At 38.0% G+C, this 25,672-nt stretch carries 20 protein-coding genes, 1 tRNA gene and 1 pseudogene; 19 read left to right on the plus strand and 3 right to left on the minus strand.

Annotated elements, in window-relative coordinates; translation table 11 throughout:
• Positions 1 to 2 precede the first annotated feature (2 nt).
• From leuD to FGK98_RS10055, 13 genes and pseudogenes are all read left to right on the plus strand, one after another.
• Complete coding sequence (gene leuD / locus FGK98_RS04065) at positions 3 to 596, plus strand: 3-isopropylmalate dehydratase small subunit (protein WP_138100159.1); 594 nt, start codon at positions 3 to 5, stop codon at positions 594 to 596.
• Positions 597 to 620: 24 nt separating this feature from the next.
• Entirely contained in the window at positions 621 to 1,400 is a 780-nt protein-coding gene (locus FGK98_RS04070; RefSeq protein ID WP_138100161.1) for an L-threonylcarbamoyladenylate synthase, read from the plus strand.
• A gap of 152 nt (positions 1,401 to 1,552) precedes the next feature.
• Positions 1,553 to 3,268 carry an McrB family protein gene (locus FGK98_RS04075; RefSeq protein ID WP_138100163.1) on the plus strand — a complete coding sequence of 572 codons (1,716 nt, stop codon included), beginning with the start codon at positions 1,553 to 1,555 and terminating at the stop codon, positions 3,266 to 3,268.
• Complete coding sequence (locus tag FGK98_RS04080; protein WP_138100165.1) at positions 3,252 to 4,598, plus strand: McrC family protein; 1,347 nt, start codon at positions 3,252 to 3,254, stop codon at positions 4,596 to 4,598. Before FGK98_RS04075 ends, FGK98_RS04080 begins: the two co-directional genes overlap by 17 nt.
• A gap of 169 nt (positions 4,599 to 4,767) precedes the next feature.
• Complete coding sequence (locus tag FGK98_RS04085; RefSeq protein WP_000931163.1) at positions 4,768 to 5,754, plus strand: GMP reductase; 987 nt, start codon at positions 4,768 to 4,770, stop codon at positions 5,752 to 5,754.
• A gap of 65 nt (positions 5,755 to 5,819) precedes the next feature.
• Positions 5,820 to 5,891, plus strand: a tRNA-Arg gene (locus FGK98_RS04090).
• Between the two features lie 174 nt (positions 5,892 to 6,065).
• A complete protein-coding gene (gene rnc / locus FGK98_RS04095) occupies positions 6,066 to 6,764 on the plus strand; it encodes a ribonuclease III (RefSeq protein ID WP_125848556.1) in 699 nt (232 codons plus the stop codon).
• The gene (gene smc, locus FGK98_RS04100) at positions 6,755 to 10,294 is read left to right on the plus strand and encodes a chromosome segregation protein SMC (protein WP_138100167.1); all 3,540 of its coding nucleotides are present in this window, start codon (positions 6,755 to 6,757) and stop codon (positions 10,292 to 10,294) included. The genes rnc and smc overlap by 10 nt, the downstream gene beginning before the upstream one ends.
• Before the next feature lie 143 nt (positions 10,295 to 10,437).
• Positions 10,438 to 11,364, plus strand: coding sequence for a bifunctional riboflavin kinase/FAD synthetase (locus tag FGK98_RS04105; protein WP_138100169.1), 927 nt, complete (start codon positions 10,438 to 10,440; stop codon positions 11,362 to 11,364).
• 148 nt (positions 11,365 to 11,512) lie between these two features.
• A pseudogene (locus tag FGK98_RS04110) lies at positions 11,513 to 11,782 on the plus strand (type I restriction-modification system subunit M N-terminal domain-containing protein); the annotation flags it as partial.
• Positions 11,783 to 11,980: 198 nt separating this feature from the next.
• Positions 11,981 to 15,634 carry an ATP-dependent DNA helicase gene (locus FGK98_RS04115; protein ID WP_138100170.1) on the plus strand — a complete coding sequence of 1,218 codons (3,654 nt, stop codon included), beginning with the start codon at positions 11,981 to 11,983 and terminating at the stop codon, positions 15,632 to 15,634.
• Between the two features lie 276 nt (positions 15,635 to 15,910).
• Positions 15,911 to 16,213 (plus strand): hypothetical protein, encoded by a 303-nt coding sequence (locus tag FGK98_RS10050; protein WP_241993325.1) that lies wholly within the window; start codon positions 15,911 to 15,913, stop codon positions 16,211 to 16,213.
• A 17-nt stretch (positions 16,214 to 16,230) separates the two neighbouring features.
• Positions 16,231 to 16,434: a hypothetical protein gene (locus FGK98_RS10055; RefSeq protein ID WP_241993326.1), complete on the plus strand. Its 204-nt coding sequence runs from the start codon at positions 16,231 to 16,233 to the stop codon at positions 16,432 to 16,434.
• Between the two features lie 686 nt (positions 16,435 to 17,120).
• Here the strand turns inward: FGK98_RS10055 and FGK98_RS04125 are convergent.
• Genes FGK98_RS04125 through FGK98_RS10145 form a run of 3 tightly spaced genes read right to left on the minus strand, consistent with a single transcriptional unit; the run spans position 17,121 to position 18,970 of the window.
• Positions 17,121 to 17,936 (minus strand): TIGR03943 family putative permease subunit, encoded by an 816-nt coding sequence (locus tag FGK98_RS04125; RefSeq protein WP_138100172.1) that lies wholly within the window; start codon positions 17,934 to 17,936, stop codon positions 17,121 to 17,123.
• Positions 17,933 to 18,838 (minus strand): permease, encoded by a 906-nt coding sequence (locus FGK98_RS04130; protein ID WP_138100174.1) that lies wholly within the window; start codon positions 18,836 to 18,838, stop codon positions 17,933 to 17,935. The genes FGK98_RS04125 and FGK98_RS04130 overlap by 4 nt, the downstream gene beginning before the upstream one ends.
• Complete coding sequence (locus FGK98_RS10145; RefSeq protein WP_000268696.1) at positions 18,839 to 18,970, minus strand: SPJ_0845 family protein; 132 nt, start codon at positions 18,968 to 18,970, stop codon at positions 18,839 to 18,841.
• Between the two features lie 136 nt (positions 18,971 to 19,106).
• Here FGK98_RS10145 and FGK98_RS04140 point away from each other — a divergent pair, with 136 nt between their 5' ends.
• The 6 genes from FGK98_RS04140 to FGK98_RS04165 all read left to right on the plus strand — a co-directional run bounded on the left by FGK98_RS04140 (position 19,107) and on the right by FGK98_RS04165 (position 25,655).
• Positions 19,107 to 21,236 carry a Tex family protein gene (locus FGK98_RS04140; protein ID WP_138100176.1) on the plus strand — a complete coding sequence of 710 codons (2,130 nt, stop codon included), beginning with the start codon at positions 19,107 to 19,109 and terminating at the stop codon, positions 21,234 to 21,236.
• On the plus strand, positions 21,223 to 21,666 hold the full coding sequence (locus tag FGK98_RS04145; RefSeq protein ID WP_138100178.1) for a SprT family protein: 444 nt from the start codon (positions 21,223 to 21,225) through the stop codon (positions 21,664 to 21,666). Before FGK98_RS04140 ends, FGK98_RS04145 begins: the two co-directional genes overlap by 14 nt.
• A gap of 59 nt (positions 21,667 to 21,725) precedes the next feature.
• Positions 21,726 to 21,998: a PspC domain-containing protein gene (locus FGK98_RS04150; RefSeq protein ID WP_007522068.1), complete on the plus strand. Its 273-nt coding sequence runs from the start codon at positions 21,726 to 21,728 to the stop codon at positions 21,996 to 21,998.
• A gap of 113 nt (positions 21,999 to 22,111) precedes the next feature.
• Positions 22,112 to 23,800: an AI-2E family transporter gene (locus FGK98_RS04155; RefSeq protein WP_138100179.1), complete on the plus strand. Its 1,689-nt coding sequence runs from the start codon at positions 22,112 to 22,114 to the stop codon at positions 23,798 to 23,800.
• 10 nt (positions 23,801 to 23,810) lie between these two features.
• Entirely contained in the window at positions 23,811 to 24,539 is a 729-nt protein-coding gene (locus FGK98_RS04160; RefSeq protein WP_138100181.1) for a coiled-coil domain-containing protein, read from the plus strand.
• Positions 24,540 to 24,542: 3 nt separating this feature from the next.
• Positions 24,543 to 25,655 (plus strand): AAA family ATPase, encoded by a 1,113-nt coding sequence (locus FGK98_RS04165; RefSeq protein ID WP_138100183.1) that lies wholly within the window; start codon positions 24,543 to 24,545, stop codon positions 25,653 to 25,655.
• The last annotated feature ends 17 nt before the right edge of the window (positions 25,656 to 25,672 follow it).

Below are 25,672 nucleotides of genomic sequence, written 5' to 3' on the forward strand. Positions count from 1 at the left end.
ATATGGAGAAATTTACAGTTTATACGGGAACGACTGTTCCTCTCATGAATGATAACATTGATACCGACCAAATCCTTCCCAAGCAGTTTCTCAAGTTAATTGATAAGAAAGGTTTTGGTAAGTACCTCATGTATGCTTGGCGATATTTGGACGATAAGTATACTGAGGATCCAGACTTTGTCTTTAACCGACCAGAATATCGAAAAGCTAGTATTCTCATCTCAGGGGACAACTTTGGCGCAGGATCGTCCAGAGAACACGCAGCTTGGGCTCTAGCAGATTACGGCTTTAAGGTCGTGATTGCAGGGTCTTTCGGGGATATTCATTACAATAATGAACTCAATAATGGTATGTTGCCTATTGTTCAACCCAGAGAGGTTCGTGAGAAACTAGCCCAGCTACAAGCGAGCGACCCGGTAACCGTGGACTTGGAACAACAAAAAATCATCTCACCAGTTGGAGAATTCACTTTTGAAATCGATAGCGAGTGGAAACACAAGCTCTTAAATGGTTTGGATGATATCGGTATCACATTGCAGTATGAAGACTTGATTGCTGCTTATGAAAAACAACGCCCAGCCTATTGGCAGGATTAGAAAAATAGAAAAGGAAATAGAACTATGACAAAACACATTCAATGGACAGGAACACTTTCACAAGAAGGCTATGACATTTTAAAAGGTGAGGGCGGTTGTATCGTTTGCCCTACAAAAGTCGGATATATCATCATGACTAGCGACAAGACAGGACTTGAACGCAAGTTTGAAGCAAAAGAGCGTAATCGTAACAAACCAGGTGTTGTCCTCTGTGGTAGCATGGACGAGCTTCGAGCTTTAGCACAACTTAACCCAGAAATTGAAGCCTTTTACCAAAAACACTGGGATGAAGACATTCTTCTCGGTTGTATCCTTCCTTGGAAACCAGAAGCCTTTGAAAAACTCAAAGCATACGGTGATGGCCGTGAAGAACTCATGACTGACGTGCGTGGTACGAGCTGTTTTGTGATCAAATTCGGGAAAGCTGGTGAACAATTAGCTGCCAAACTTTGGGAAGAAGGCAAAATGGTCTACGCTTCATCTGCAAACCCATCTGGAAAAGGAAACCGAGGTAAGGTGGAAGGGATTGGAGAACGTATCGAAGGAGCAGTGGATCTTGTCATCGAAGCAGACGACTACGTTGCATCCATCCAACCTGACAAAACGATTGAAACACGCTATGAACAAGGCGTGATGGTGTCTATGATTGATAAAGATGGCAAACTCATCCCAGAACAAGGAGGAGCGCGCTCAATCTCACCAGCTCCAGTTGTGATCCGTAAAGGACTTGATATTGATAAAATCATGATGCACTTGTCAGATACCTTTAACTCATGGGACTACCGTCAGGGGGAGTATTATTAGGATAAAAAAGAAGTCTAGTAGTATGAGAAAATAAAGTCTCTACACTAGGCTTTTTCTTTAGAAATTCTTTCCTTTTTCTATAGGATATGATATGCTAGAGATGAACTATATATTAATAGAACTTACTTGTGAAAGTAAAAAGGAGTATTCAAATGAACAGTGAACAAAATAACTATTTTTTTGTTGGTACAAAATTTGGTGATGATGATTATCTTGAATATTTTATGAAAGAAGGAAAGTGGGAATTAGGATGGCATAATAACGAGGAAAATAAACAGTATCAAAGAATGTTAAAGTTGTTTAATAAAATTAAACCAGGTGACGTTTTATTTGCTAAATCCACATATGTCAAAAAGAAGAATGTACCTTTTGTAAAGAAAGATGATTTAAAGGTTTCTGTGATGAAAATTCGTGGAATGGCGACTGTTAAAGAGGTTTTAGATGATGGGCATACCATTATTGTTGATTGGAAAAAAGAGTATATAGAGAGGGAGTGGTTTTTCTTTACGGGGCAAGAAACAATATGGTTTCCATCAGATATTAAGTATCGAACTAAAGAGACTAACCAGTTAATAAAATTTGCTGCAAGTGATGAAATCATAATTCAAGACTATGACTATTTTTTGAATCATCCTAATTGGAAAAAGTATAAAAAATTAGAAAGTGAAACTATGTTAAGGAATGATTTTTTATTTAATTATAGTGGTATATTAAAAAAATCCAAAAACCTCATCCTTCGTGGTGCTCCTGGCACAGGAAAAACTTATCTTGCTAAAGAAATTGCTAAAGAATTAACGGATGGCAACGAAGGCCAAATCGAATTTGTACAGTTTCACCCTTCCTATGATTATACGGATTTTGTAGAGGGGTTGAGACCGGCATCAAATGGGGATGGAGTTATTGAGTTTAAGCTAGAGGACGGTATTTTTAAGAAGTTCTGTCAGAAGGCTAAAGAAGCTCAGAAAACTGGAGGACAAGATAATTTTGATGAAGCTTGGGATCTTTATCTTGAGTATGTTAATAGTAGAGATGAAAAAGAATATTTGACAGAATTTTCCTATCTAACAGTAAATAGTCGAAATAATTTTAATATCAATTATGAAACTAAAGCCAAAGGAACTGTCTTGACAAAATCTTATGTTTATGAACTCTATAAAGACGAAAATTATCTGAAAAAGCCCTTTTATCGTAACCAAGGAAAAAAAGTCCTTGAAACTTTAAAGAAAAGATTTGGTCTGAAAGATTATGTCTCTCCAACAAAGATCAACACAGACAAGAACTTCGTCTTCATCATCGATGAAATCAACCGTGGGGAGATTTCTAAGATTTTTGGTGAACTATTTTTCTCTATTGATCCTGGATATCGTGGTGAAAAGGGAAGTGTTTCTACCCAATATGCCAATCTACACGAAACTGATGAAAAGTTTTATATCCCTGAAAATGTTTATATTATCGGAACAATGAATGATATTGATCGTTCAGTGGATACCTTTGATTTTGCTATGCGTCGTCGTTTCCGTTTTGTTGAAGTTATGGCTGACAGTCAACTTTATATTCTAGATCAAGAACTAGGTGAAGATGCTGAAGAAGCTAAAACCCGACTAAGGAACTTGAATACTGCTATCGAAAATATTCAGGAATTAAACAGTCATTACCATATCGGACCAAGTTATTTCCTTAAATTGAAGGATGTAGATTTTAACTATGAATTACTCTGGTCTGATTATCTCAAACCACTTTTGGAAGATTATTTACGTGGTTCTTATGAGGAATCTGAAACTCTGGAAACATTGAAAAAAGCATTTGAGCTGACAAATAACGAGAGAACAGATCAGCAAGATACTGGTGATAATGATGCGGATTACTGATAATCAACATAGAATTGCTAAAGAAGACTTTGCCGCAGAATTTCCCAACCTAAGTCAAGCTCTTTTTGATAGAACACTGGATAACCTTTCTAGAGAGGACAATATCTTTATTTTTCCAAATGATTTGAAGAATTCTCCTGACTTAGAAAGAGACCAAAAAATCTTTGAAACAGTCAATCAGGAAATCAAGACTGGAAATGTGATTGGTTTTCTGGGGTGTGGTCAGGAAAGATTAACGATTTCCTCGCGTTTTTCGATTAAAGGTGATGACTATTTTTTGCATTATCTTTTACAAAAGGTTCTTCATATCAATCTCACTACTTTAGATGTAGCTTTGTCGCGTGAAGATAAGTTCTATCAACTTTTGATGTATCTCTTCCCCAAGTATCTGCAAGCTGCTCTCAGAAAAGGTCTTTACAAGGAATACCAGAGATTTTCTCATAACGATAGTCATGTAAAGGGAGTGATAGATGTTGGAAATCATCTCAAGAAAAACCTTCCTTTCACAGGAAATGTTGCCTACACAACGAGAGAGTTCACCTATGATAATCCACTCATGCAGTTAATCCGTCACACTATTGGATACATTAAGAATCAGAAAAGCATTGGGCAAGAGGTTCTTGATAATCTCTTAACTAGTCGTGAAAATGTGGCAGAAATTGTGCGAGTAACCCCATCTTATAAACTAGCTGATCGTGCTAAGATTATTCGGGGAAATCAATCTAAACCTCTACGTCATGCATACTTTCACGAGTACAGAAAGCTACAAGAACTTTGCCTGATGATCCTAAATAGAGAGAAGCATGGGTTAGGATATCAAGAGCAAAAAAACCATGGTATTCTTTTTGATGTTTCCTGGCTTTGGGAAGAGTATGTTTATACCTTGTTGCCAAAAGTTTTCATCCATCCACGAAATAAGGATAAGACGGACGGAATTTCAGTATTTTTAAACGATAAAAATCATGAAAATCGCAAAAGGCGTGATCGAAAAGTGTATCCAGATTTTTATGATAGAGAACGAAAGATTGTTCTAGATGCTAAATATAAAAAACTTGAAGATACTGAAAAAGGAATAAACCGTGAGGACTTATTCCAGCTGATTTCCTATTCTTATATTTTAGAAGCTGAGAAGGCTGGTCTTGTTTTTCCGAGCAAGGACAAGGTTGTTGATAATGAGATAGGAAAGCTAGCAGGTTATGGAGCTTTGTTGAAGAAATTGTCTATACAAATTCCTCAAAAGGCTTCATCTTATAATGAATTTTGTGAAATGATGGAAAGCTCCGAAGAAATTTTTAAAAGGAATATTGATAAGGAAGTGGGGAGAAACTAATCTCCTTACTTTTTATCTTAAAACCATAAAAACCGAACTTTATTTTTTTATAAATGAAATTATTTGACAAAATCTGTACTTTGGTGTAGAATTAGTTAAGGAAACGTCGGAAAAGACGTAGTGATGCGAAGGCATAGGTAGGTCATTACAAAAGAAACGAGACATCGATATGTTAAATGAATTTCCAATTTTTGATTACGAAGATATTCAGTTGATCCCAAACAAATGTGTCATTAAAAGCCGTGCAGAAGCGGATACAAGTGTCACACTTGGAAATCACACTTTCAAACTACCTGTTGTACCAGCAAATATGCAGACGATTTTGGATGAGAACGTAGCAGAGCAGCTTGCTAAAGGTGGTTACTTTTACATTATGCACCGTTTTGATGAAGCGGGGCGCATTCCTTTTATCAAACGCATGCACGATCAAGGTCTCATTGCTTCCATTTCTGTTGGTGTTAAGGATTACGAGTATGATTTCGTTAGCCAACTCAAGGCTGATGCTCCGGAATACATCACGATTGACATTGCTCATGGTCATGCCGATAGCGTGATTTCTATGATTCAACACATCAAGAAAGAATTGCCTGATACCTTTGTCATTGCTGGGAACGTAGGAACGCCAGAAGCTGTTCGTGAATTGGAAAATGCTGGTGCGGATGCTACTAAGGTTGGAATCGGTCCTGGTAAGGTTTGTATTACTAAGGTCAAGACTGGTTTTGGTACAGGTGGTTGGCAGTTGGCTGCTCTACGCTGGTGTGCTAAGGCTGCACGTAAACCGATTATCGCTGATGGAGGAATTCGTACTCACGGTGATATTGCCAAGTCTATCCGATTCGGTGCCAGTATGGTTATGATTGGTTCCCTATTTGCAGGGCATATCGAAAGCCCAGGAAAGACGATTGAAGTCGACGGCGAACAGTTCAAAGAATACTATGGTTCAGCTTCACAGTATCAAAAAGGAGCATATAAAAATGTGGAAGGCAAACGCATCTTACTTCCTGCCAAAGGACATCTGCAAGACACCCTTACTGAGATGGAGCAGGATTTGCAAAGTGCCATTTCCTACGCAGGTGGACGCAAGGTTGCTGACCTTAAACACGTTGATTATGTGATCGTGAAAAACTCTATCTGGAATGGGGATGCTTCCCACTAAGACGGGCTATCTCACTAGAAAAAACTTGTTATTAGAGCAAATTTCTGTTATAATAAAACAAGTTTCCACCCTTAGTGTAATGGATATCACGTAAGATTCCGGTTCTTAAGATGGGGGTTCGATTCCCTCAGGGTGGATGTAAACAGCCTAAAAAAGCCTTTAAATAAGGCTTTTTTCTTTATATTGCCTCCAAAATTGGAAATTTTTTTTTTAAAAAACTATCCCACTCTCCCCTAGTCCCATTTTAAAGTGACTCAGAGGACTTTTTTTGTTATAATGGAAAGGATCGTAATTATTAGAAAGAGGTCAGTATGAAAGAATTACAAACTGTACTGAAGAAGCGTTTTGCAATCGAATTTGCAGACAAAAACTTACTGGAAACGGCCTTTACTCATACGAGTTATGCCAATGAGCACCGCCTCTTAAAAATTTCACACAATGAGCGCTTGGAATTTTTAGGAGACGCTGTTCTGCAATTATTGATTTCGGAATATCTGTATAAAAAATATCCTAAGAAACCAGAGGGAGATTTGTCCAAACTCCGTGCCATGATTGTTCGCGAGGAGAGTTTGGCTGGTTTTGCGCGTGATTGCCAGTTTGATCAATTTATCAAATTGGGTAAAGGGGAAGAGAAGTCTGGTGGGCGCAATCGTGACACCATTCTTGGAGATGCCTTTGAAGCCTTTCTGGGAGCTTTGCTTTTAGACAAGGATGTTGCTAGGGTAAAAGAGTTTATCTATCAGGTCATGATTCCCAAGGTTGAGGCAGGTGACTTTGAGATGATTACGGATTACAAGACACACTTGCAAGAGTTGCTCCAGGTCAATGGAGATGTGGATATTCGTTACCAGGTGACTTCTGAGATGGGACCTGCCCATGATAAGGTTTTTGATGTAGAAGTTCTGGTTGAAGGCAAGAGTATCGGAAAAGGCCAAGGACGTTCTAAAAAATTGGCAGAGCAGGAAGCCGCGAAAAATGCAGTGGAGAAAGGGCTGGATTCATGTATTTAAAGGAAATTGAGATCCAAGGATTCAAGTCCTTTGCTGACAAGACCAAGGTCGTCTTTGATCAAGGTGTGACAGCTGTCGTTGGACCCAATGGTTCTGGGAAGTCAAATATCACAGAAAGTCTGCGATGGGCCTTAGGTGAGTCTAGTGTCAAAAGCCTCCGCGGTGGCAAGATGCCCGACGTTATCTTTGCTGGAACTGAAAGTCGCAAACCACTCAATTATGCCTCTGTTATCGTGACCTTGGATAATGAAGATGGCTTTATCAAGGATGCAGGGCAAGTCATTAAGGTAGAACGGCATATCTATCGTAGTGGGGATAGCGAGTATCGAATTGATGGTAAGAAAGTCCGTCTGCGTGATGTGCATGACCTTTTCTTGGATACTGGTTTGGGACGGGATTCCTTTTCCATCATTTCCCAAGGGAAGGTTGAGGAAATTTTTAACTCCAAGCCTGAAGAGCGTCGAGCTATTTTTGAAGAAGCTGCTGGAGTTTTAAAGTACAAGACTCGTCGAAAAGAAACAGAAAGCAAACTGCAACAAACTCAAGACAATCTAGACCGCTTAGAGGACATTATCTATGAGTTGGATAATCAAATCAAGCCCCTTGCAAAACAAGCTGAGAATGCCCGTAAGTTTCTCGACTTGGATGGTCAACGCAAGGCGATTTACTTGGATGTACTGGTTGCCCAGATCAAGGAAAACAAGGCTGAATTAGAGCTGACAGAAGAAGAGCTAACGCAAGTTCAGGAACTCTTGACTAGCTATTACCAAAAACGTGGAGAGTTAGAGGAGGAAAATCAAACTCTTAAAAAGAAACGCCAGGACCTCCAAGCTGAAATGGCCAAGGATCAAGGAAGTTTGATGGATTTGACTAGTTTGATCAGTGACTTAGAGCGAAAACTAGCCCTGTCTAAACTGGAATCCGAGCAAGTTGCCCTTAATCAACAAGAAGCACAAGCCCGTTTGGCGACTCTAGAAGATAAGAGAAAGGCTCTAAGTAAGGAAAGGACTGAAAAAGAAGGGAATCTGGAACAGTTAGAGGAAAATCTAGCTGAAAACAACAAGGAACTCAATCGTTTAGAAGCAGAATTGCTGGCTTTTTCAGATGATCCTGACCAGATGATTGAGCTCTTGCGTGAACGCTTTGTCGCTCTTTTACAAGAAGAAGTGGATGTTTCAAACCAACTGACTCGCATCGAGAATGAACTAGAGAACAGCCGTCAGCTATCTCAAAAACAAGCAGATCAAGTTGAGAAACTGAAAGAACAACTGGCTACAGCTAAAGAGAAGGCCAGTCAACAGCAGGCTGAGCTTGAAACTGCCAAGGAGCAGGTTCAGAAATTATTGTCAGACTACCAAACTAGTTCAAAGGAACAAGAGGAGCAGAAAGTTTCTTACCAAGCTCAGCAGAGTCAACTCTTTGATCGTCTGGATAGTCTCAAAAACAAGCAGGCTAGAGCCCAAAGCTTAGAAAACATTCTAAGAAATCATAGTAATTTTTATGCGGGTGTTAAGAGTGTTCTCCAAGAGAAAGACCGCCTGGGTGGGATCATTGGTGCAGTCAGTGAACATTTGACCTTTGATGTGCATTATCAAACTGCCCTAGAAATTGCGCTTGGAGCTAGCAGTCAGCATATCATCGTAGAAGATGAAAACGCGGCAACCAAGGCTATTGATTTCCTAAAACGTAACAGAGCTGGTCGTGCGACCTTCCTTCCTTTGACAACGATTAAGGCGCGTACAATCTCTAGTCAGAATCAAGACGCTATCGCTGCAAGTCCAGGATTTCTGGGCATGGCAGATGAGTTAGTGTCGTTTGACAAGAGACTAGAAGCTATTTTCAAGAACTTGCTAGCTACGACGGCTATCTTTGATACTGTAGAACATGCGCGTGTAGCTGCTCGTCAAGTTCGCTATCAGGTTCGTATGGTGACACTGGATGGGACAGAGTTGCGTACAGGTGGTTCCTATGCAGGTGGTGCCAATCGTCAGAATAACAGCATCTTCATCAAGCCAGAGCTGGAGCAATTACAAAAAGAAATTGCTGAAGAAGAAGCTAGTCTGCGTTCTGAAGAAGAAAGTTTGAAGACCTTGCAAGATGAGATGGCAGTATTAACAGAAAGATTAGAAGCCATCAAATCTCAGGGTGAGCAAGCTCGTATTCAGGAACAAGGTTTGTCCCTCGCCTATCAGCAGACCAGTCAGCAAGTTGAAGAGTTAGAAACTCTTTGGAAACTTCAAGAAGAGGAGTTAAATCGTCTTTCTGAAGGAGATTGGCAAGCGGATAAGGAAAAATGCCAGGAGCGCCTTGCTACTATCGCAAGTGAAAAGCAAAATCTAGAAGCTGAGATTGAAGAGATTAAGTCCAATAAAAACGCTATTCAAGAACGCTATCAAAACTTGCAGGAACAAGTAGCCCAAGCACGCTTGCTTAAGTCAGAACTGCAAGGACAAAAGCGGTATGAAGTGACTGATATTGAACGCCTAGGTAAGGAATTAGATAATCTCAATTTTGAACAAGAGGAAATTCAGCGTCTCCTCCAAGAAAAGGTTGATAATCTGGAAAAAGTGGATACGGATCTGCTAAGTCAGCAAGCGGAAGAGGCTAAAACTCAGAAAACAAACCTCCAACAAGGTTTGATTCGCAAGCAGTTTGAGTTGGATGATATCGAAGGTCAGCTGGATGATATTGCCAGCCATTTGGACCAGGCTCGTCAGCAGAATGAGGAGTGGATTCGCAAACAAACACGTGCTGAATCCAAGAAAGAAAAGGTCAGCGAACGCTTGCGCTATCTACAAGCTCAATTAACTGATCAGTACCAGATCAGCTACACTGAGGCTCTAGAAAAAGCGCATGAGTTGGAAAATCTCAATCTGGCAGAGCAAGAGGTTAAAGATCTTGAAAAGGCTATTCGCTCACTGGGTCCAGTCAATTTGGATGCTATTGACCAGTACGAAGAAGTCCACAATCGTTTGGATTTCCTAAATAGCCAGCGAGATGATATTTTGTCTGCTAAAAACCTACTCCTTGAGACCATCACAGAGATGAATGATGAGGTTAAAGAACGCTTTAAATCAACCTTTGAGGCTATTCGTGAGTCCTTTAAAGTGACCTTTAGACAGATGTTTGGTGGAGGCCAGGCAGACTTGATATTAACTGAGGGCGATCTTTTAACAGCTGGTGTGGAGATTTCTGTTCAACCACCAGGTAAGAAAATTCAATCACTCAACCTCATGAGTGGTGGTGAAAAAGCCCTATCGGCTCTGGCCTTGTTGTTCTCTATCATTCGAGTCAAGACTATTCCTTTTGTTATCTTGGACGAGGTAGAGGCGGCGCTAGACGAAGCCAATGTAAAACGTTTTGGGGATTATCTCAACCGCTTTGACAAGGATAGTCAGTTTATCGTTGTGACTCACCGTAAGGGGACCATGGCGGCAGCGGATTCTATCTATGGAGTTACCATGCAAGAATCAGGTGTGTCTAAAATTGTTTCGGTTAAGTTAAAAGACTTGGAAGAAACAGTAAACTAGTTACCAAACGATAGCATCTCGTAGGAGGTGCTATTTTTAAAAACGAGTACCTTGAATTGTCTATCAAGGTCAGTTCAGGCGCAAAAAACGACATTTGGGATTTCCTCTTAGCGAAAAGACAGGCTCTATGATATAATAGTTTCATGATTACAACAGTACCTATTAAGAACGAAAAAGATATTGCAGTACCGGGAAAAACAGTCCTTGTACTAGGTTATTTTGATGGCATCCACAAGGGGCATCAGAAACTTTTTGAAGTGGCCAGTAAGGCTTCGATGAAGGACTATCTGCCAGTTGTCGTGATGACCTTTACAGAGTCGCCAAAACTTGCCTTACAACCTTACCAACCTGAGCTCATGCTTCACATCGTCAATCATGAGGAACGGGAGCACAAGATGAAGTGGCACGGGGTAGAGGCTCTTTTCTTACTGGACTTTAGTAGCAAATTTGCTAGTTTAACGGGTCAAGAATTCTTTGATACATATGTTAGAGCTTTAAAACCAGCAATTATCGTAGCAGGATTTGATTATACGTTTGGTTCAGATAAAAAGACTGCGGATGACCTGAAGGATTATTTTGATGGAGAGATTATCATTGTTCCTCCAGTCGAGGACGAAAAGGGCAAGATTAGTTCTACACGGATTCGCCAAGCTATTCTTGATGGAGATGTCAAGGAAGTCAATCATCTACTCGGCACACCGCTTCCAACCCGTGGGATGGTCGTTCACGGAAATGCTCGAGGGCGTACTATCGGTTATCCAACAGCTAATCTAGTCCTTAGAGATCGAACTTATATGCCAGCAGATGGTGTTTACGTAGTCGATGTAGAAGTACAACGTCAAAGATATCGTGGCATGGCAAGTGTTGGGAAAAATGTTACTTTCGATGGAGAAGAGCCACGCTTTGAAGTCAATATTTTCGACTTTTCAGAGGAGATATACGGAGAAACAGTCATCGTTTATTGGCTAGATCGAATTCGTGATATGGTCAAGTTTGACTCAGTCAATGAACTGGTAGACCAACTCCAGAAAGACGAAGAGATCGCTCGGGATTGGAAGGGTGAAGAGTAGAAATGTTTAAAAAAGTGAACCATATATTGTGTTTGCTTTTTTATTTTTGAAAGAAATGTTTATAGCGAGAAACATAATTGAAGCTTGATTGAAAATCTGTTAAAATAGTGATATTCATAACTTTAAAAACCAAAGAAAAGAGACTAATATGATTACAGGCGAATTAAAAAATAAAATTGATCAGCTGTGGGAAATGCTGTGGACAGAAGGAAATGCAAATCCTCTAACAAATATTGAACAATTGACTTATCTTCTGTTTATGAAGGATTTGGATAGTGTCGAACTTGGATGTGAAAGCGATGCTGAGTTTCTAGGGATTTCTTATGAGGGAATTTTTCCAAAAGATAAACCTGAATACCGTTGGTCAACGTTTAAAAATATAGGAGATGCTCAGGAAGTTTATCGTTTAATGACACAGGCAAATAGTCAAGTAAATACAAAGGTTTTAGAGCTTCTACTAAAGTTTAAAATCAAAAAAATGAATCGTCGGTGTACTGTTTAGAGCAGTTATTACAAAAATAAATGTTGTAAACAGTACATCAACATAAAGGAGAGTTTTTTTAGAGACCTGATAATAGAAGGTATTACGTAATTGTGGCTTAGGAGGAGAAGGCTAATGGATAAGAAACTTAAACAACAAACAAACTATGTGCAACACTTTTCAACAAGAATTCCTTGGAAAGATAACGATTATACTGGGCGCATTGACAATAATCCTAGGTATAATGTTGCTGCTCAAGTAATCCCGAACATTGCATCGACACGGGACTTGGAGTTTGAGGAAACGAATAAAGGTAAAAGTTACGAACAAGTTGGTTCAGCAAAAATGCAAAGCTGGATTACAGAGAACGCTGCGTTCATGAGCGACACCAAGCTTGAACTTAAAATGAACCATCCATATAAAGAAGGAAATGCTAAGTTCAAGCATTTCGTAGAAACAAATTTTGAGATGAATCCTTATTCGTTCTTATTACGTCCATTTGCATGGACTTTAAAGGATAATGCTAATGAGAAGTATAAGTATTACAATTTTTATTTTGACTTAGAAAAAACAGAACAAATGCTTACCTGGTCAAGTGCGTGGGTTTCTCATGGAGAATCTCAAAAGGGGATTTTTGATTACTTCTTTTCTGGAATTAGTCCACACGAATCATTAATCTTTCCATATTACAAACAAGTTCCATTTATCGAAGATAATAGGCGTGTAATTGGTGGAATAGGAAATATAGTATCAAATATAGAAATTTATGAGTATGAGTCAGATGGAAGCAGTGACGAAAAAAACTACATTTGGGAGACAAATGCAGCTCATTCAATAAGAGCTGATGGGAAAGAGGGCTTTTTAATGCCATATTTTGAAATTTCAGAGTATGCAAAAAAGCATCCTGATTTTGATGTTGAGAGTGTTACATTGTTTGAACCAGTAGGTTTTAGATCGGAATTTTCATATGCAGCTGAATGGGTCAGCTACGATGCGGCTATAGATGTACTAAATCAAGCGAAAATTGTATTGAAAAATATAGCTAAACTTCAGCTAAAGGAAGCCAATCATGAATGGGTTAATGTTCAACTTGAATATGTAGATAATCAACTGAAAAGCGTCTGGAATCAACGTGGTATATTCCCAGGATTAGGTTCGATTTTATCAGCTTTCGGCGTTAGATACGGTTTCGATGTGGCTAAACATATTGATACTTCTGTCAATGACCTGATTTCTGAATTGAAGCTGTACTTTTCAGGTGATAAAGAAATTGGGGACGAGAAATTAGATAAAAGCTTAGCTGACAAAGAGGATGAGTTTTCTGGTTTGCTAAGAGATGAAAACAAAACACGATATTTTGAGCTTTTGTCTCGATTGAATCTTTCTGTAGAACAAGCTATTTATGCTTGGGGTAAGCTGAAAACTGATGCAGCTAAAATTATTGAAAACCCATATTTATTATACGAACTTACACGAAAAGAAAAGGACGAACATCAAGTTACTATTTCTCAAATCGACAATGCAATGTTTGTGAATCCGTTGGTGGAAAATAAGTATCCTTTTAAGAAACCAACCAAGATGAGAACTGAAAGTGATAAACGCCGATTTAGAGCTATGGTGATATTTGTTTTAGTTCAAGCCGTAAGTCAAGGCCATACTTTACTCAGCTATGATCAAATTGTTGAAGAAATTAACAAATTACCATTAGATAATAAAACGGATTTTCAAACAGAAAAGATTGAATGTGTTCTAGAGTTCTTGCAGGAAGGTGAATTGCACGTTGATGTGGAAAATACTTACATCAAACTGAAAGAATATCAAGATTATAAACAATTGGTAGTCGATATAGTAAATAGCCGTTTAGAAACTAGTTTATCAAGTGAACAAAATTGGAGAAAAATTATTGATAACCAATTTGGAAAGCTCCAAGAAAATAATGAAGAAAATGATCAATTGGCTCGTGATGAAAAAGCAACAGCGTTAAAGATTCTTGAATCATCTAGAATATCTGTCTTATTGGGGAGAGCTGGGACGGGTAAAACATCAGCATTGGGGATTTTTGCTTCTTCAAAAGAAATTAAAGCTGGTGGAGTATTAGCATTGACCCCTACTGGAAAAGCAAGAGTTCAACTTGAGAATGCCTTTAAGAAGAATAGTGTTCAAGCAGAGTTTATGACGGTGGCACAATTTTTAATTCGTTCAGAAGGTTTCTGTTGGAACACAATGGCTTATAAAATGCCAAGCCAACCTAGTTCGAGTATTGCCAAAACAGTGATTATCGATGAAAGTTCGATGCTGACGGAAGATATGTTTGGGGGCATACTTAAGCTTGTTGATTCTCATGCTGAAAGAATCATCTTTATTGGAGATCCAAATCAATTACCCCCAATTGGAGCAGGACGCCCATTTGTCGATTTGATTCATTATTTAGAGAGTGCTTATCCTGAAAAGATCGCGACATTGAAAACGGAGATGAGACAAGGTTCAGGTGGTGATGATTTATCATTTGCCCAAATATTCTCTAATTCGGATTCAGTCGATAAAGATGTAATTTACCGTATTCAAAACAATCAAACAGATAATCGTCTTAAATATATTCAATACAACGATTTAGACAAGTTAGAAAAAGTGTTCTTTGAGGAATTGGTGGAAATTACAAATATGACAAATGCAGATGATCTGGATGGTTTCAATAAAAGTTTGGGAGCTACTGTAGGCCAATATACAAACTATCCAACTAGTGAACATATAGAAAACTGGCAAATCCTATCTCCAACGAAATTTATTGGTGCAGGAAGCTATTATTTGAATAATCAACTTCACCAAAAATATCGTCAAGACATTGTTGATAAATGGAATGAATACCCATGGTCAAATAATAGCCCTCAATCTGTTCAAAATATTGTTTATGGAGACAAAGTCATATCTAATGTAAATGGTGAGAAGGATTACTGGGATGGTTCACGTGGGAAAGAATATATTGCAAACGGTGAAATTGGTATTATGTCAGATTACCCAAGTCACTATGGCAAAAAGGATAAGAATACTCGTTGGTATAAATTCCGTTTTGGATCATTTGAAGGAAAGGTATTTTCATATAGTAAAGATGAATTTGGTAATGATAACAGTGATTCTAAGTTAGAACTTGCTTATGCTCTTACAGTTCACAAATCACAAGGTTCTAGCTTCGGTAAAACCATAGTGGTCATAAATGGAAAAAGTTCATTTGTTACAAAAGAACTTTTGTATACTGCTTTTTCTCGCCAAAGAGAAAAATTAATTGTATTAAGTGATTTGCCAATTCAAGACTTAGTTCAGTATGCTAATGATTGGTATTCGGATACCAAACAACGATATACAGACTTATTTGAAGTTCCAAACATCATTGAAATAGAGTATAGTAAACAAAAACGGTACTTTGAAGAAAAATTGATTCATAAAACAATAGGTGGTGAAATGGTTAGATCAAAGTCAGAAGTAATTGTGGCTAATATTCTTGATAAGATGAAAATTGAGTATTTCTATGAAGAACCATTAAATGCTGGTGGTAAAATTTATATTCCTGATTTTACTCTACGCTATCAGGGCAAAGTAGCTTATTTAGAGCATCTTGGAATGCTAAGTGATAAATTATATAAAAGGCGTTGGGACGAGAAAAAAGCAAATTATGAAAGTGTGGGAATTTCAGAAAATTTTGGAAACTTGATAATTACCCAGGATGGATTAGACGGAAGTTTGGATGCAACGTTAATACAGAGTAAAATTAAAGAATGGATAGAAAATAGTTGATTTGTTCCCTTCTACTAACGGTGATAAAATCGCAGTGGATATGTTTCCATGAACTGATATAATCAAATGACATTCATACTATTCTCTCAAACCATGTTGATAGTGTCGCATTGATGACAAGGGTTGATGTACCCACTAAGTAAATAAAGTGTAGAAAAATAAGGCTTATTCAAAGGCTATCGTTAATAGGTATTGATAGCATAGAATTAGCATTGTTCTTTAGGCTTTGAAATAGTTTTGTGGAAACTTATTGTTAGAGTAGGGATGTGACTATTCATGGAATGTATCGATTTAGAGAGACTTACTCTAAAAGATATTCAGCCATCGCAATTTTATATATCTAAAGGAAAAATCAAAAAGATTAGTTTATGGTTTTATAAGAATAACATGGAGAATTTCCATCTAATTCCAATAAAAATTTTAGATGGAATTCCAGTTATGATAGATGGATATACTCGTGCAGTATATTCAATTAAACAAGACCTTAGAAAAGTGCCTTTTGTGTGGGATGAAGATGAATTGAATTTTCTGTCAACAACTATGAACAAGGCTACCTTCGTTTACAGTTGGGAAATCTAAAAGAGGCAGGAAGCTATATGAAAGAATCCCTAGATTTTGCTTTGACAACTGAGGACTTCATTGCCCAAGCCTGTTCCTATAGAGGGATGGGAGAGATTTATCTGAAGCAAGATTCGGATAAATCACGAGATTATTTTTATCAATCTATTCAACTCTTTGAAAAAGCTGAGGATAAAATTGGAGCAGACGGGGTAAGAGCTTTATTACAAAATGAGAAGTAGTCCAACTGAGCTGAAGCAAAACAGTAAAAAGCGGAGATTCATGGCGCAGAAAAGAGGCTAGTTCATAATTTCAACAACTGGAAGTTATGAACTAGCCTCAAAAGTTTGACAGAAAAAATCCAGTTATGGGACTTAGTGCATTTATATCATGGCTTCATTTTACAGAAACCGAAAGTAAATAACTATTTTTAATATAAAACTTTGTGTATTATCATAATTTTTTGAAAAAAGCTAGTAATTTGACTGAAAAAATTTGCAATTCTCCACAAGAAAATATATAATATAGTTGAGATGGAAAAACGTTTTGTAAAAGGAGGTGCACATTATGTTCTTTGGATACTACTTCCGTTTTTGGTTCAGCATTTGGTGGCGTTAATAGAGGTTAGTGGTTGTTAAATTAAACTCAAATAGCTTTATGCCAGTAAGAAACTGAAATATTCAGTTTAATATGAGTTTTATTTTATCTAGTAAATCAACGTTTTCTATCACAACTCTATTGCAGCTAAGCTATGATATGTGATGATTGTCAACCCTATCTTGTTAACATTTTTATGGTCTCGAGAAATCTTATTTCTTGGGACTTTTTTTATTGTTTGAAAAGTTGTGTGTTGATTTTGTTGAACTAGGAGAACAAAAAAGACAAGCTACTTTGAAAAGTAATTTGTCTGTTGCTGGGTTACTTTTTATTAAAACACACGATAGACATAAGGATTTTCTGGTTTGTCTACTTTGGTGAAACTCTCAACTTCCAGTGTTGGGAGTTTTTGTTTGAGTTCTTTATGGTAGTGTAGGGTCAGGGTTCCTCTAGCGGTAATCCAGATATTGTCAGGATACTGGCGTGAGTTTCCCTTGGTCAAGAGTCCATATACACCAGAGTCTGCGATACAGTGGATAATCCCAAAGCGAAAGAGGAACTGGCTATCTGGATGGCTAGGATCGTTATAGACAAAGCCTGTAAACTCGATTTTCTTTCCTTCAAACTCTTGAGGATAGTCATAGAGAACTTCCATGACCTCCATATAGTTATCATCTGTAACTTGAATGGTTGGCTGGGAGAGGTATTTATCAGCCGTTGCCCTCATTTCCATTTCATAAGCAGACTTGGAAAAATAGGTACTGGTATCGGGTTTGAGGTATTGATTGGATGTTCCTTCGCTTGCCTGAATAGCTGTATCGATTCCCTCAGCAAGTGGGAAATGATAGCCTTTGGCAGATACGGTTCTCGAGTCCAAACTTACTGTCGGAAAGGCAACTCCAATCAAGAGAGGTAGTGACAGTAACAGGATGCTGATTTGTCTAGCTCGACGACTTTCCATATGGCTGTGAGAGTTGATTTTCTTAATCCAGATGTAGAATTGGACCAGAGCCAACAGAAGAGAAAGGACCATGGAGATATAGACTAGATAGGAATAGTGGAGGTTGATGTAATGACTAAGCTTTCCAGATAGCTTGAGGTAAAGGGTCAGAGCAAAATAGCCCAGTAGAATGAAAAATCGAATCATAGCATCACCCCTATCATGTAAGAATAAAGCAAGACAAGCAGAGTCACGATGCCCATAAATTGCCAGATGAAGTTGGCCTTGAGATAGTGTTTCATCATGAGGAGATTTTTGATATCAAGCATGGGGCCAATGACTAGAAAAGCAAGGACTGGTGCTAGGCCAAAGCTCGAGAGGAGAGAAGCACCGATAAAGGCGTCCGCCTCGCTACAAAGAGAGAGGAGAAAGGCAAGAAACATGAGCAAGAGGATCGCAAGGACTGGAGTAGCACTGATAGAGGTCAGGATCCGAGTCGGGACATAGACCTGTACGATAGCTGCAAAGAGACAGCCAAGGGCTAAATAGCGCCCCATATCGAAAAACTCGTCAATAGCTTGTATAAAGACCTGAAAGACTTTTCTAGCAGGAGTCAAGTGTGAAAAGTCATGTTCATGACAAGCAATAGGGTTTTCTTTTTGAATGGATTCCTTCCAGAAAAATCCTAGGAAAATCCCCAGCACCAAAGCGACTAAAATCGATCCCAGAGCTCGCAAGATGGTAATTTTGAAGGAATTGCCAAAGGCAGAATAGGTAGCGAAAAGAACGATAGGATTGATGATGGGAGCAGTCACCAGAAAGGGAACGGCCGTGTAGCTGGGGACTTTCTTTTCCAAAAAACGATTGATAATCGGAACGATTCCACACTCACAAGAGGGAAAGAGAAAGCCGATGAAGGTACCAAAAAAAATCCTCCCCCAACGATTGCGAGGGAGAAATTCAGTGACTTTATCTGGTGTGATATAAACTTCAATCCAGCCTGAAATGAGACTCCCAATCAGAACAAAAGGCAGAGCCTCGATGATAATAGAGAGAAAAATAGCTCCCGCTTGTAATACACTAGGGGGAAGAGATTGGAAAATTGTCATCTATTTTTTCTTCTCAACTTTTTCTTTTTTATCTTTGTCGTCTGGAAAAGTGACCTGTGTTAAGTCAGGAAGTTTGGCAAATTCTTCAAACATCTTGTCCAAATCATCAGTTTTTGTAAATTTAACAGCCATGAGCCTACCTCTTTTCTAAATTCTACCTCTATTATACTATTATTTTGCGGAAAAGGGATTATTTTTATTTTGATAATCAAAGAGGTAAAAACAGGTAAGGTGAAACAAGCTTTGTTCCTTATGGTATAATAGGTTTATGGATAAAAAATATGAAAAAATCTCCCAAGATTTGGGTGTAACGTTAAAGCAAATCGATACCGTTCTAAGTTTGACTGCCGAAGGGGCGACGATTCCCTTTATCGCGCGTTATCGAAAGGATATGACTGGTAGTTTGGATGAGGTGGCGATTAAGGCCATTATAGACTTGGATAAAAGCCTGACTAATCTCAATGACCGCAAGGAAGCTGTCTTGGCTAAGATTCAAGAACAAGGCAAGCTAACAAAGGAATTGGAAGAAGCTATCTTAGCTGCCGAAAAACTAGCAGATGTAGAAGAACTGTATCTTCCATACAAGGAAAAGCGTCGGACCAAGGCAACCATTGCCCGTGAAGCTGGACTCTTCCCTCTTGCGCGCTTGATTTTGCAGAATGTAGCTGACTTAGAGAAAGAGGCTGAGAAGTTTGTCTGTGAAGGATTTGCGACTGGTCAAGAAACTTTGGCTGGTGCAGTTGCTATCTTGGTAGAAGCCTTATCCGAAGATGTCAATCTACGTGCTATGACCTATCAGGAGGTGCTGAGACATTCTAAAATCACTTCGCAGGTCAAGGATGAAAGTCTTGATGAAAAACAAGTTTTTCAGATTTATTACGATTTTTCAGAGACAGTTGGCAACATGCAGGGCTATCGTACCTTAGCACTCAATCGTGGGGAAAAATTAGGCATCTTGAAGGTTGGTTTTGAACATGCGACGGATCGTATCCTAGCTTTCTTTGCTGCTCGTTTCAAGGTGAAAAACGCCTATATTGATGAAGTTATCCAGCAATCTGTTAAGAAAAAAGTCTTGCCTGCTATTGAGCGACGCATTCGGACAGAATTGACTGAGAAGGCAGAAGAAGGAGCTATCCAACTCTTTTCTGACAACCTGCGAAATCTCCTCTTGGTTGCTCCGCTGAAAGGGCGCGTGGTTTTAGGGTTTGACCCTGCCTTTCGTACAGGTGCCAAGCTAGCTGTCGTTGATGCGACGGGGAAAATGCTAACGACCCAAGTCATCTATCCTGTTAAACCAGCATCATCTCGTCAGATTGAAGAAGCCAAGAGAGACTTAGCCGACCTGATCGGTCAGTACAGTGTGGAAATCATTGCCATTGGTAATGGAACGGCCAGTCGCGAAAGTGAGGCCTTTGTGGCGGAAGTTCTTAAAGATTTTCCAGAAGTCAGCTATGTTATCGTCAATGAGAGCGGTGCTTCTGTCTACTCTGCCAGCGAACTTGCGCGTCAGGAATTTCCAGAATTAACCGTTGAAAAACGCTCTGCTATCTCTATCGCTCGTCGTTTGCAAGATCCCCTTGCGGAATTGGTTAAAATCGATCCTAAGTCAATCGGTGTCGGTCAATACCAACACGATGTCAGTCAGAAGAAACTATCTGAGAGTCTGGATTTTGTCGTCGATACGGTGGTCAACCAAGTCGGTGTCAATGTTAACACAGCCAGCCCAGCACTTCTCTCCCACGTAGCTGGACTCAATAAAACCATTTCTGAAAATATCGTCAAATACCGTGAGGAAGAAGGAAAAATCACTTCACGCGCCCAAATCAAGAAGGTTCCTCGTCTCGGTGCCAAAGCCTTTGAGCAGGCTGCTGGTTTCCTCCGTATCCCTGAAAGTAGCAATATTCTTGATAATACTGGAGTTCACCCAGAAAACTATGCTGCCGTTAAGGAACTCTTCAAACGCTTGGACATCAAGGAACTGAATGAAGAGGCCCAAAGCAAACTCAAGTCCCTTTCTGTCAAGGAAATGGCGCAAGAACTAGAACTTGGCCCAGAAACCCTTAAAGATATCATTGCTGATCTTCTCAAACCGGGTCGAGATTTCCGTGATTCTTTTGATGCTCCAGTTCTCCGTCAAGATGTCTTGGATATTAAAGACTTAAAAGTCGGCCAGAAGCTGGAAGGTGTGGTGCGTAACGTCGTTGACTTCGGTGCCTTCGTTGATATCGGGATTCACGAGGACGGTTTGATTCATATTTCCCACATGAGTCGCAAATTTATCAAACACCCTAGCCAAGTGGTGTCCGTCGGAGATTTGGTAACGGTTTGGGTTAAGAAAATCGATACTGAACGTGAAAAAGTCAATCTGTCGCTCCTAGCTCCAGATGAAACTGACTGAGTACGTTCAGTCTGTTTCACTCGAAGACTTTGGTAGGCCTTTCACACACCAAGCCCAGTGGAATCCTCGTCTGCGAACGACAGGTGGACGATTTTTCCCCAAGGATGGGCATTTGGATTTTAATCCCAAGGTTTATAATGAACTAGGTTTGGAAGTCTTTCGCAAGATTGTACGCCATGAACTCTGTCACTATCACCTTTATTTTCAGAAAAAGGGGTATCGCCATAAGGATCGAGATTTTAAGGAACTTTTGAAAGAAGTGGATGGACTGCGCTTTGTACCACCTTTGAAAGACAAAAGTACCTACCTAGCCTATCAGTGCAAATCCTGCCAGCAATGCTATCAACGTAAGAGAAGAATCGACACCAAGCGCTATCGCTGTGGCATCTGCCGAGGTAAACTCGTCATCTTAAATCGGCCTAAGGACTGATGTTCTTGGTTCCGTTTCATGCTATACTACTTGTAAGAATACCGAAAGAGGAAATAATCATGAATACAAAATTTTATAAAATGAGACGAAATCGTATGGTGTCAGGAGTTTTAGCTGGTCTATCAGACAAGTGGAATTTTGATGTAACCCTAGTCCGCTTTCTCTTTGCCATTTTTACCGTGGCAAATTTTGGAATTGGTGTGATTATTTACATCATCCTTGCCTCTATCTTACCAACCAAGGAAGACATAGAAGCCGAAATGTACGGAACAGGACCACGCAAACGCAAGGAAGCCCAAGCTATTGAAGACAATGATGGCTGGTTTTGGTGATAATAGTTGAAGCATGAACTTCGTCCAATAGGACGAAGTTTTTTTAAACTTGTCAAATCAAATCCTTAAATAGTATAATAAATCAGTGAATACAATAATTTAGAGAGATTAATATGGCTAACGAAAATAAAACGTTCGAATTACAAAGTTCTGAAATTGACTTTGACTATGAACAGTTACTTGAAATAGAAAATTCTTTAGAAAATAACCTTAAGGATGTTGTTGAACACATAGAGCAACTTGATATAGATAGAGAAAAATTACAAAATAATGAATACCTTCAAGAATCTATTGAAAATATAGTCTGGGAGCAAGTACAACTTCAACTTGCTACCCAAATAGGTGAAGAGTTTATTAAAGATAACAATGGTCAAACTCTAGATTTACGAAAAGATGCACATATACAAACTGCTGAAAATTTTGAAAATGGAAAACTAGCAACTCATAATAGAGATGTCGATTATCAAGAAAGATACGATAATTGGCAAGCAAAATTTCAAAGAGACGATAAAGGAAACATAAAAACTCATACTACCAGATCTGGAAAAATTGAAAATACTATAAAAAAAGATGCGAGAGAATTTTTAGATAAAAATAGACCAAGAGGTTCAAAAGCAAAAGGAACTGATATGGATCATACCATTTCTGCTGGTGAAATCATTCGTGACAGTAGAGTTAATGCTTTTATGGATGAAAATCAACAATATGCTTTTGCTAATAGTGATATTAATCTAAACGAGATGAGGTCTAGTGTAAATCGTGCTAAAGGTTCTAAATCTGTACCGGATTATCTCGATTACCCAAATTCTAAAGGTCAGTATGCCAAAGACAATCAAAATTTATCCGAATCAGAAATAAAACATATGAAAGAGAAGTACAATCATGCTAAAGATGATTTGGACAATAAAGTAAATGAAGCAGAGAAGCGAGCTATAAAATCTGGTAAAAAATCACGACGTGACGAGGCTTTAAAAGTTTCAGGAAAAGCTTTGAAGGCTGCAATTTTCCAACTTTTATCAGAATTTTTAAAAGAAATTATCAAGAAATTTATAGTTTGGTTGAGTGAAAAGCATAAGAATTTCAATTCATTCCTTGAGAAATTAAAAGAAGCTGTTTCTTCTTTTGTTTCAATTTTATCAAAGCATATTTTAAATGTTGGTAAATCAATCTTAACAATGCTTGTAACTTCTATTTTTGGAACAGTTGGTGAAGTATTTTTAAAGATTTGGACATTTATAAAACAGGGATGGTCATCTCTAAAAGATGCTATTGACTATTTGAATAACCCTGAAAATAGTTCCAAAGATATTAATATTATTATTCTCGAACTTGGTAAAATAATAACTTCGGGTATAATAGTTACCGGAGGGCTAGCTTTAGGTGAAACAATCGGAAAATCTCTCATTACTATTGCACCTCCACTTGCAGTAGAAATACCTATTCTTGGTTCTATAGCTAGTGTTATTGGAACATTTATGGGGGCTACTGTCGCTGGTATAACAGGCGCTTTTGTATTAAAAATGATTGATCAGCAAATTGTCAATAGGCAGATTACTGAACTAAGTTCTAAGAAAATTGATCAAAATAATGAAATGTTAGTCATTCAAGATCAATTACTAGATGTAAAGAGCATAAAGCTTCAAGCAGAAAAAGATTCTGTTATCAATACTATTAAGGAAAGACATGATATGGCTGCTTCAATAATGAAAGAAAAGTTATCAGATATTTTTTCTGAGTCTAGGACAGACGATAAAAGTGACTTTGATGAGATTGATAGTTTATTACAAGAATTATTAGATTAGGGAGATAAATATGGAACAAGAAGTAATTGAGCAAGAGCAGGAAAAATTTGAAATAAATATTAGCCACCATGATTTCGATGAGGCAAAAGAACATCTGAAAGAATTCGCCGAACAAAGTCGAGATGATTTGCATTTTGATAAAGTTAGGACTCATGAAGAATTCTTTGGTTTTGGTCTTGATTTTGTTGAGCATGGAGTTACTGGTAAAGAGTTTAATACTTTAGTAGAACAAGTTCAAAATTACATTTCAAGATTTTATGAAGATCAACAGAAATTAACTGAAGAATTTGGTCAAGTTTATAAAGCTTTAGAAGCTATAGATAAAGATTATATTCATGCAATTCTTTCTTCTGTGGCAGCAATCGACCATACCAATAAGAAAATACAAAAAGAACAAACACGTATTGATAAAACCATTGAAAAACAAAAAGCAACTCTTCTAGCTCTTAAACAATTTAAAGAAAAATTCGATGAAGATAATAAGAAAAATTTCATTGAAGAACATGAGGAACAACTTTCTAAATTAGACAATAGAATCGTAAGATTGGAGGATACGGTAAGCACACTTCCTTTGGAGCCAGTTTCACACACTGATGAGATTGAAGAACTCAGAAAAGAGTTGAAAGAAAGTAAGGAACAAATTCAATATATTTCTAATCGACTCCTTACAGTTTTTATCATATCCGGAGTATCTATTGGAATGTTTATAATCACTTTACTATTTATGTTTTTGAGGTAAATTATGACTGTATCTCGTGACAAGCTAATTGAGAGCGCCAAAAAATTGGATCGACAACTGGGTAACGAGTCAGCTTTTTTCACAAAAGTGAATGAGATTATAATTGATCATTCTGACACAAATAAAGTAGCTGATCTATATAAATCTATATATTTATTTCAAAAAGAGAATAAAAAAAGTAAGATAAATCCAACGCTAAAAGAATTGTCTGATAATTTAGCTTGTTATTTAGGTTACTCTTATCTTTTTGAAATACTAGGGAAGGAGTTAGGAAAACGTAATAACTCTTCTCTGAATGAATTGATGAACGAGTTAAATCAATTAGTTGGTTTACAAAAAGTTAAAGAGGAAGTTTCGAGGTTAGTTATATATCAAAAAATTCAGACCAAAAGAAAAGAGTCTGGGCTAAAAGTACCTAAGAGAACATTGCATATGGCTTTTATGGGTAATCCTGGTACTGGAAAGACGACAGTGGCCAGAATTGTAGGTCGAATGTATTATCAATTAGGCCTTCTTTCGAAGGGGCATTTTACCGAAGTCTCCAGAACGGATTTAATCGCTGGTTATCAAGGTCAAACAGCTTTAAAAGTAAAAAGTGTCATTGAAAAAGCAAAAGGTGGCGTTTTATTCATTGACGAAGCTTATAGTATTACAGAAAATGACAATACTGATTCATATGGCCGAGAATGTTTAACAGAATTGACAAAGGCTCTAGAGGATTCAAGAGATGATCTAATTGTTATTGTTGCAGGATATACTGATCCAATGAATCATTTTTTTGAATCGAATCCTGGTCTGAAGTCTCGCTTTAATTATTTTATTAATTTTGAAAATTACTCTTCTACAGAATTGTTAGATATTCTTGAAACTTTAGCAAGAAAAGATGACTACCAGATTGAAGACAAGCTAAAAGAAATATTATTAAATTATTTTAATGATAAGTTAGAAAGTAATCTCACCAATTTTTCTAACGGTCGTTTCGTTCGAAATCTTTATGAAGACTTAATAATGAATCAAGCTATTCGAATAGATAAAAGTAAGAGCGTATCTTCAAAAGAGTTAACCTTGTTAATAAAAGATGATTTTTATTTATCCCATACTGGTTTTGGTGAGTAAATCTACGGTAACAAAAG

The sequence above is a fragment of the Streptococcus australis genome (assembly GCF_901543175.1).
Lineage (GTDB): Bacteria > Bacillota > Bacilli > Lactobacillales > Streptococcaceae > Streptococcus > Streptococcus australis_A.

Excerpts from the sequence above, each read along its gene's own strand:
- FGK98_RS04105 (WP_138100169.1), top strand. The coding sequence starts at position 10,438 with ATGATTACAACAGTACCTATTAAGAACGAAAAAGATATTGCAGTACCG.
- FGK98_RS04160 (WP_138100181.1), top strand. The coding sequence starts at position 23,811 with ATGGAACAAGAAGTAATTGAGCAAGAGCAGGAAAAATTTGAAATAAAT.
- FGK98_RS04070 (WP_138100161.1), top strand. The coding sequence starts at position 621 with ATGACAAAACACATTCAATGGACAGGAACACTTTCACAAGAAGGCTAT.
- smc (WP_138100167.1), top strand. The coding sequence starts at position 6,755 with ATGTATTTAAAGGAAATTGAGATCCAAGGATTCAAGTCCTTTGCTGAC.
- FGK98_RS10055 (WP_241993326.1), top strand. The coding sequence starts at position 16,231 with ATGAAAGAATCCCTAGATTTTGCTTTGACAACTGAGGACTTCATTGCC.
- FGK98_RS04165 (WP_138100183.1), top strand. The coding sequence starts at position 24,543 with ATGACTGTATCTCGTGACAAGCTAATTGAGAGCGCCAAAAAATTGGAT.
- FGK98_RS04155 (WP_138100179.1), top strand. The coding sequence starts at position 22,112 with ATGGCTAACGAAAATAAAACGTTCGAATTACAAAGTTCTGAAATTGAC.
- FGK98_RS04115 (WP_138100170.1), top strand. The coding sequence starts at position 11,981 with ATGGATAAGAAACTTAAACAACAAACAAACTATGTGCAACACTTTTCA.
- rnc (WP_125848556.1), top strand. The coding sequence starts at position 6,066 with ATGAAAGAATTACAAACTGTACTGAAGAAGCGTTTTGCAATCGAATTT.
- FGK98_RS04075 (WP_138100163.1), top strand. The coding sequence starts at position 1,553 with ATGAACAGTGAACAAAATAACTATTTTTTTGTTGGTACAAAATTTGGT.
- FGK98_RS10050 (WP_241993325.1), top strand. The coding sequence starts at position 15,911 with ATGGAATGTATCGATTTAGAGAGACTTACTCTAAAAGATATTCAGCCA.
- FGK98_RS04125 (WP_138100172.1), bottom strand. The coding sequence starts at position 17,936 with ATGATTCGATTTTTCATTCTACTGGGCTATTTTGCTCTGACCCTTTAC.
- FGK98_RS04080 (WP_138100165.1), top strand. The coding sequence starts at position 3,252 with ATGATGCGGATTACTGATAATCAACATAGAATTGCTAAAGAAGACTTT.
- FGK98_RS10145 (WP_000268696.1), bottom strand. The coding sequence starts at position 18,970 with ATGGCTGTTAAATTTACAAAAACTGATGATTTGGACAAGATGTTTGAA.
- leuD (WP_138100159.1), top strand. The coding sequence starts at position 3 with ATGGAGAAATTTACAGTTTATACGGGAACGACTGTTCCTCTCATGAAT.
- FGK98_RS04145 (WP_138100178.1), top strand. The coding sequence starts at position 21,223 with ATGAAACTGACTGAGTACGTTCAGTCTGTTTCACTCGAAGACTTTGGT.
- FGK98_RS04150 (WP_007522068.1), top strand. The coding sequence starts at position 21,726 with ATGAATACAAAATTTTATAAAATGAGACGAAATCGTATGGTGTCAGGA.
- FGK98_RS04140 (WP_138100176.1), top strand. The coding sequence starts at position 19,107 with ATGGATAAAAAATATGAAAAAATCTCCCAAGATTTGGGTGTAACGTTA.
- FGK98_RS04130 (WP_138100174.1), bottom strand. The coding sequence starts at position 18,838 with ATGACAATTTTCCAATCTCTTCCCCCTAGTGTATTACAAGCGGGAGCT.
- FGK98_RS04085 (WP_000931163.1), top strand. The coding sequence starts at position 4,768 with ATGTTAAATGAATTTCCAATTTTTGATTACGAAGATATTCAGTTGATC.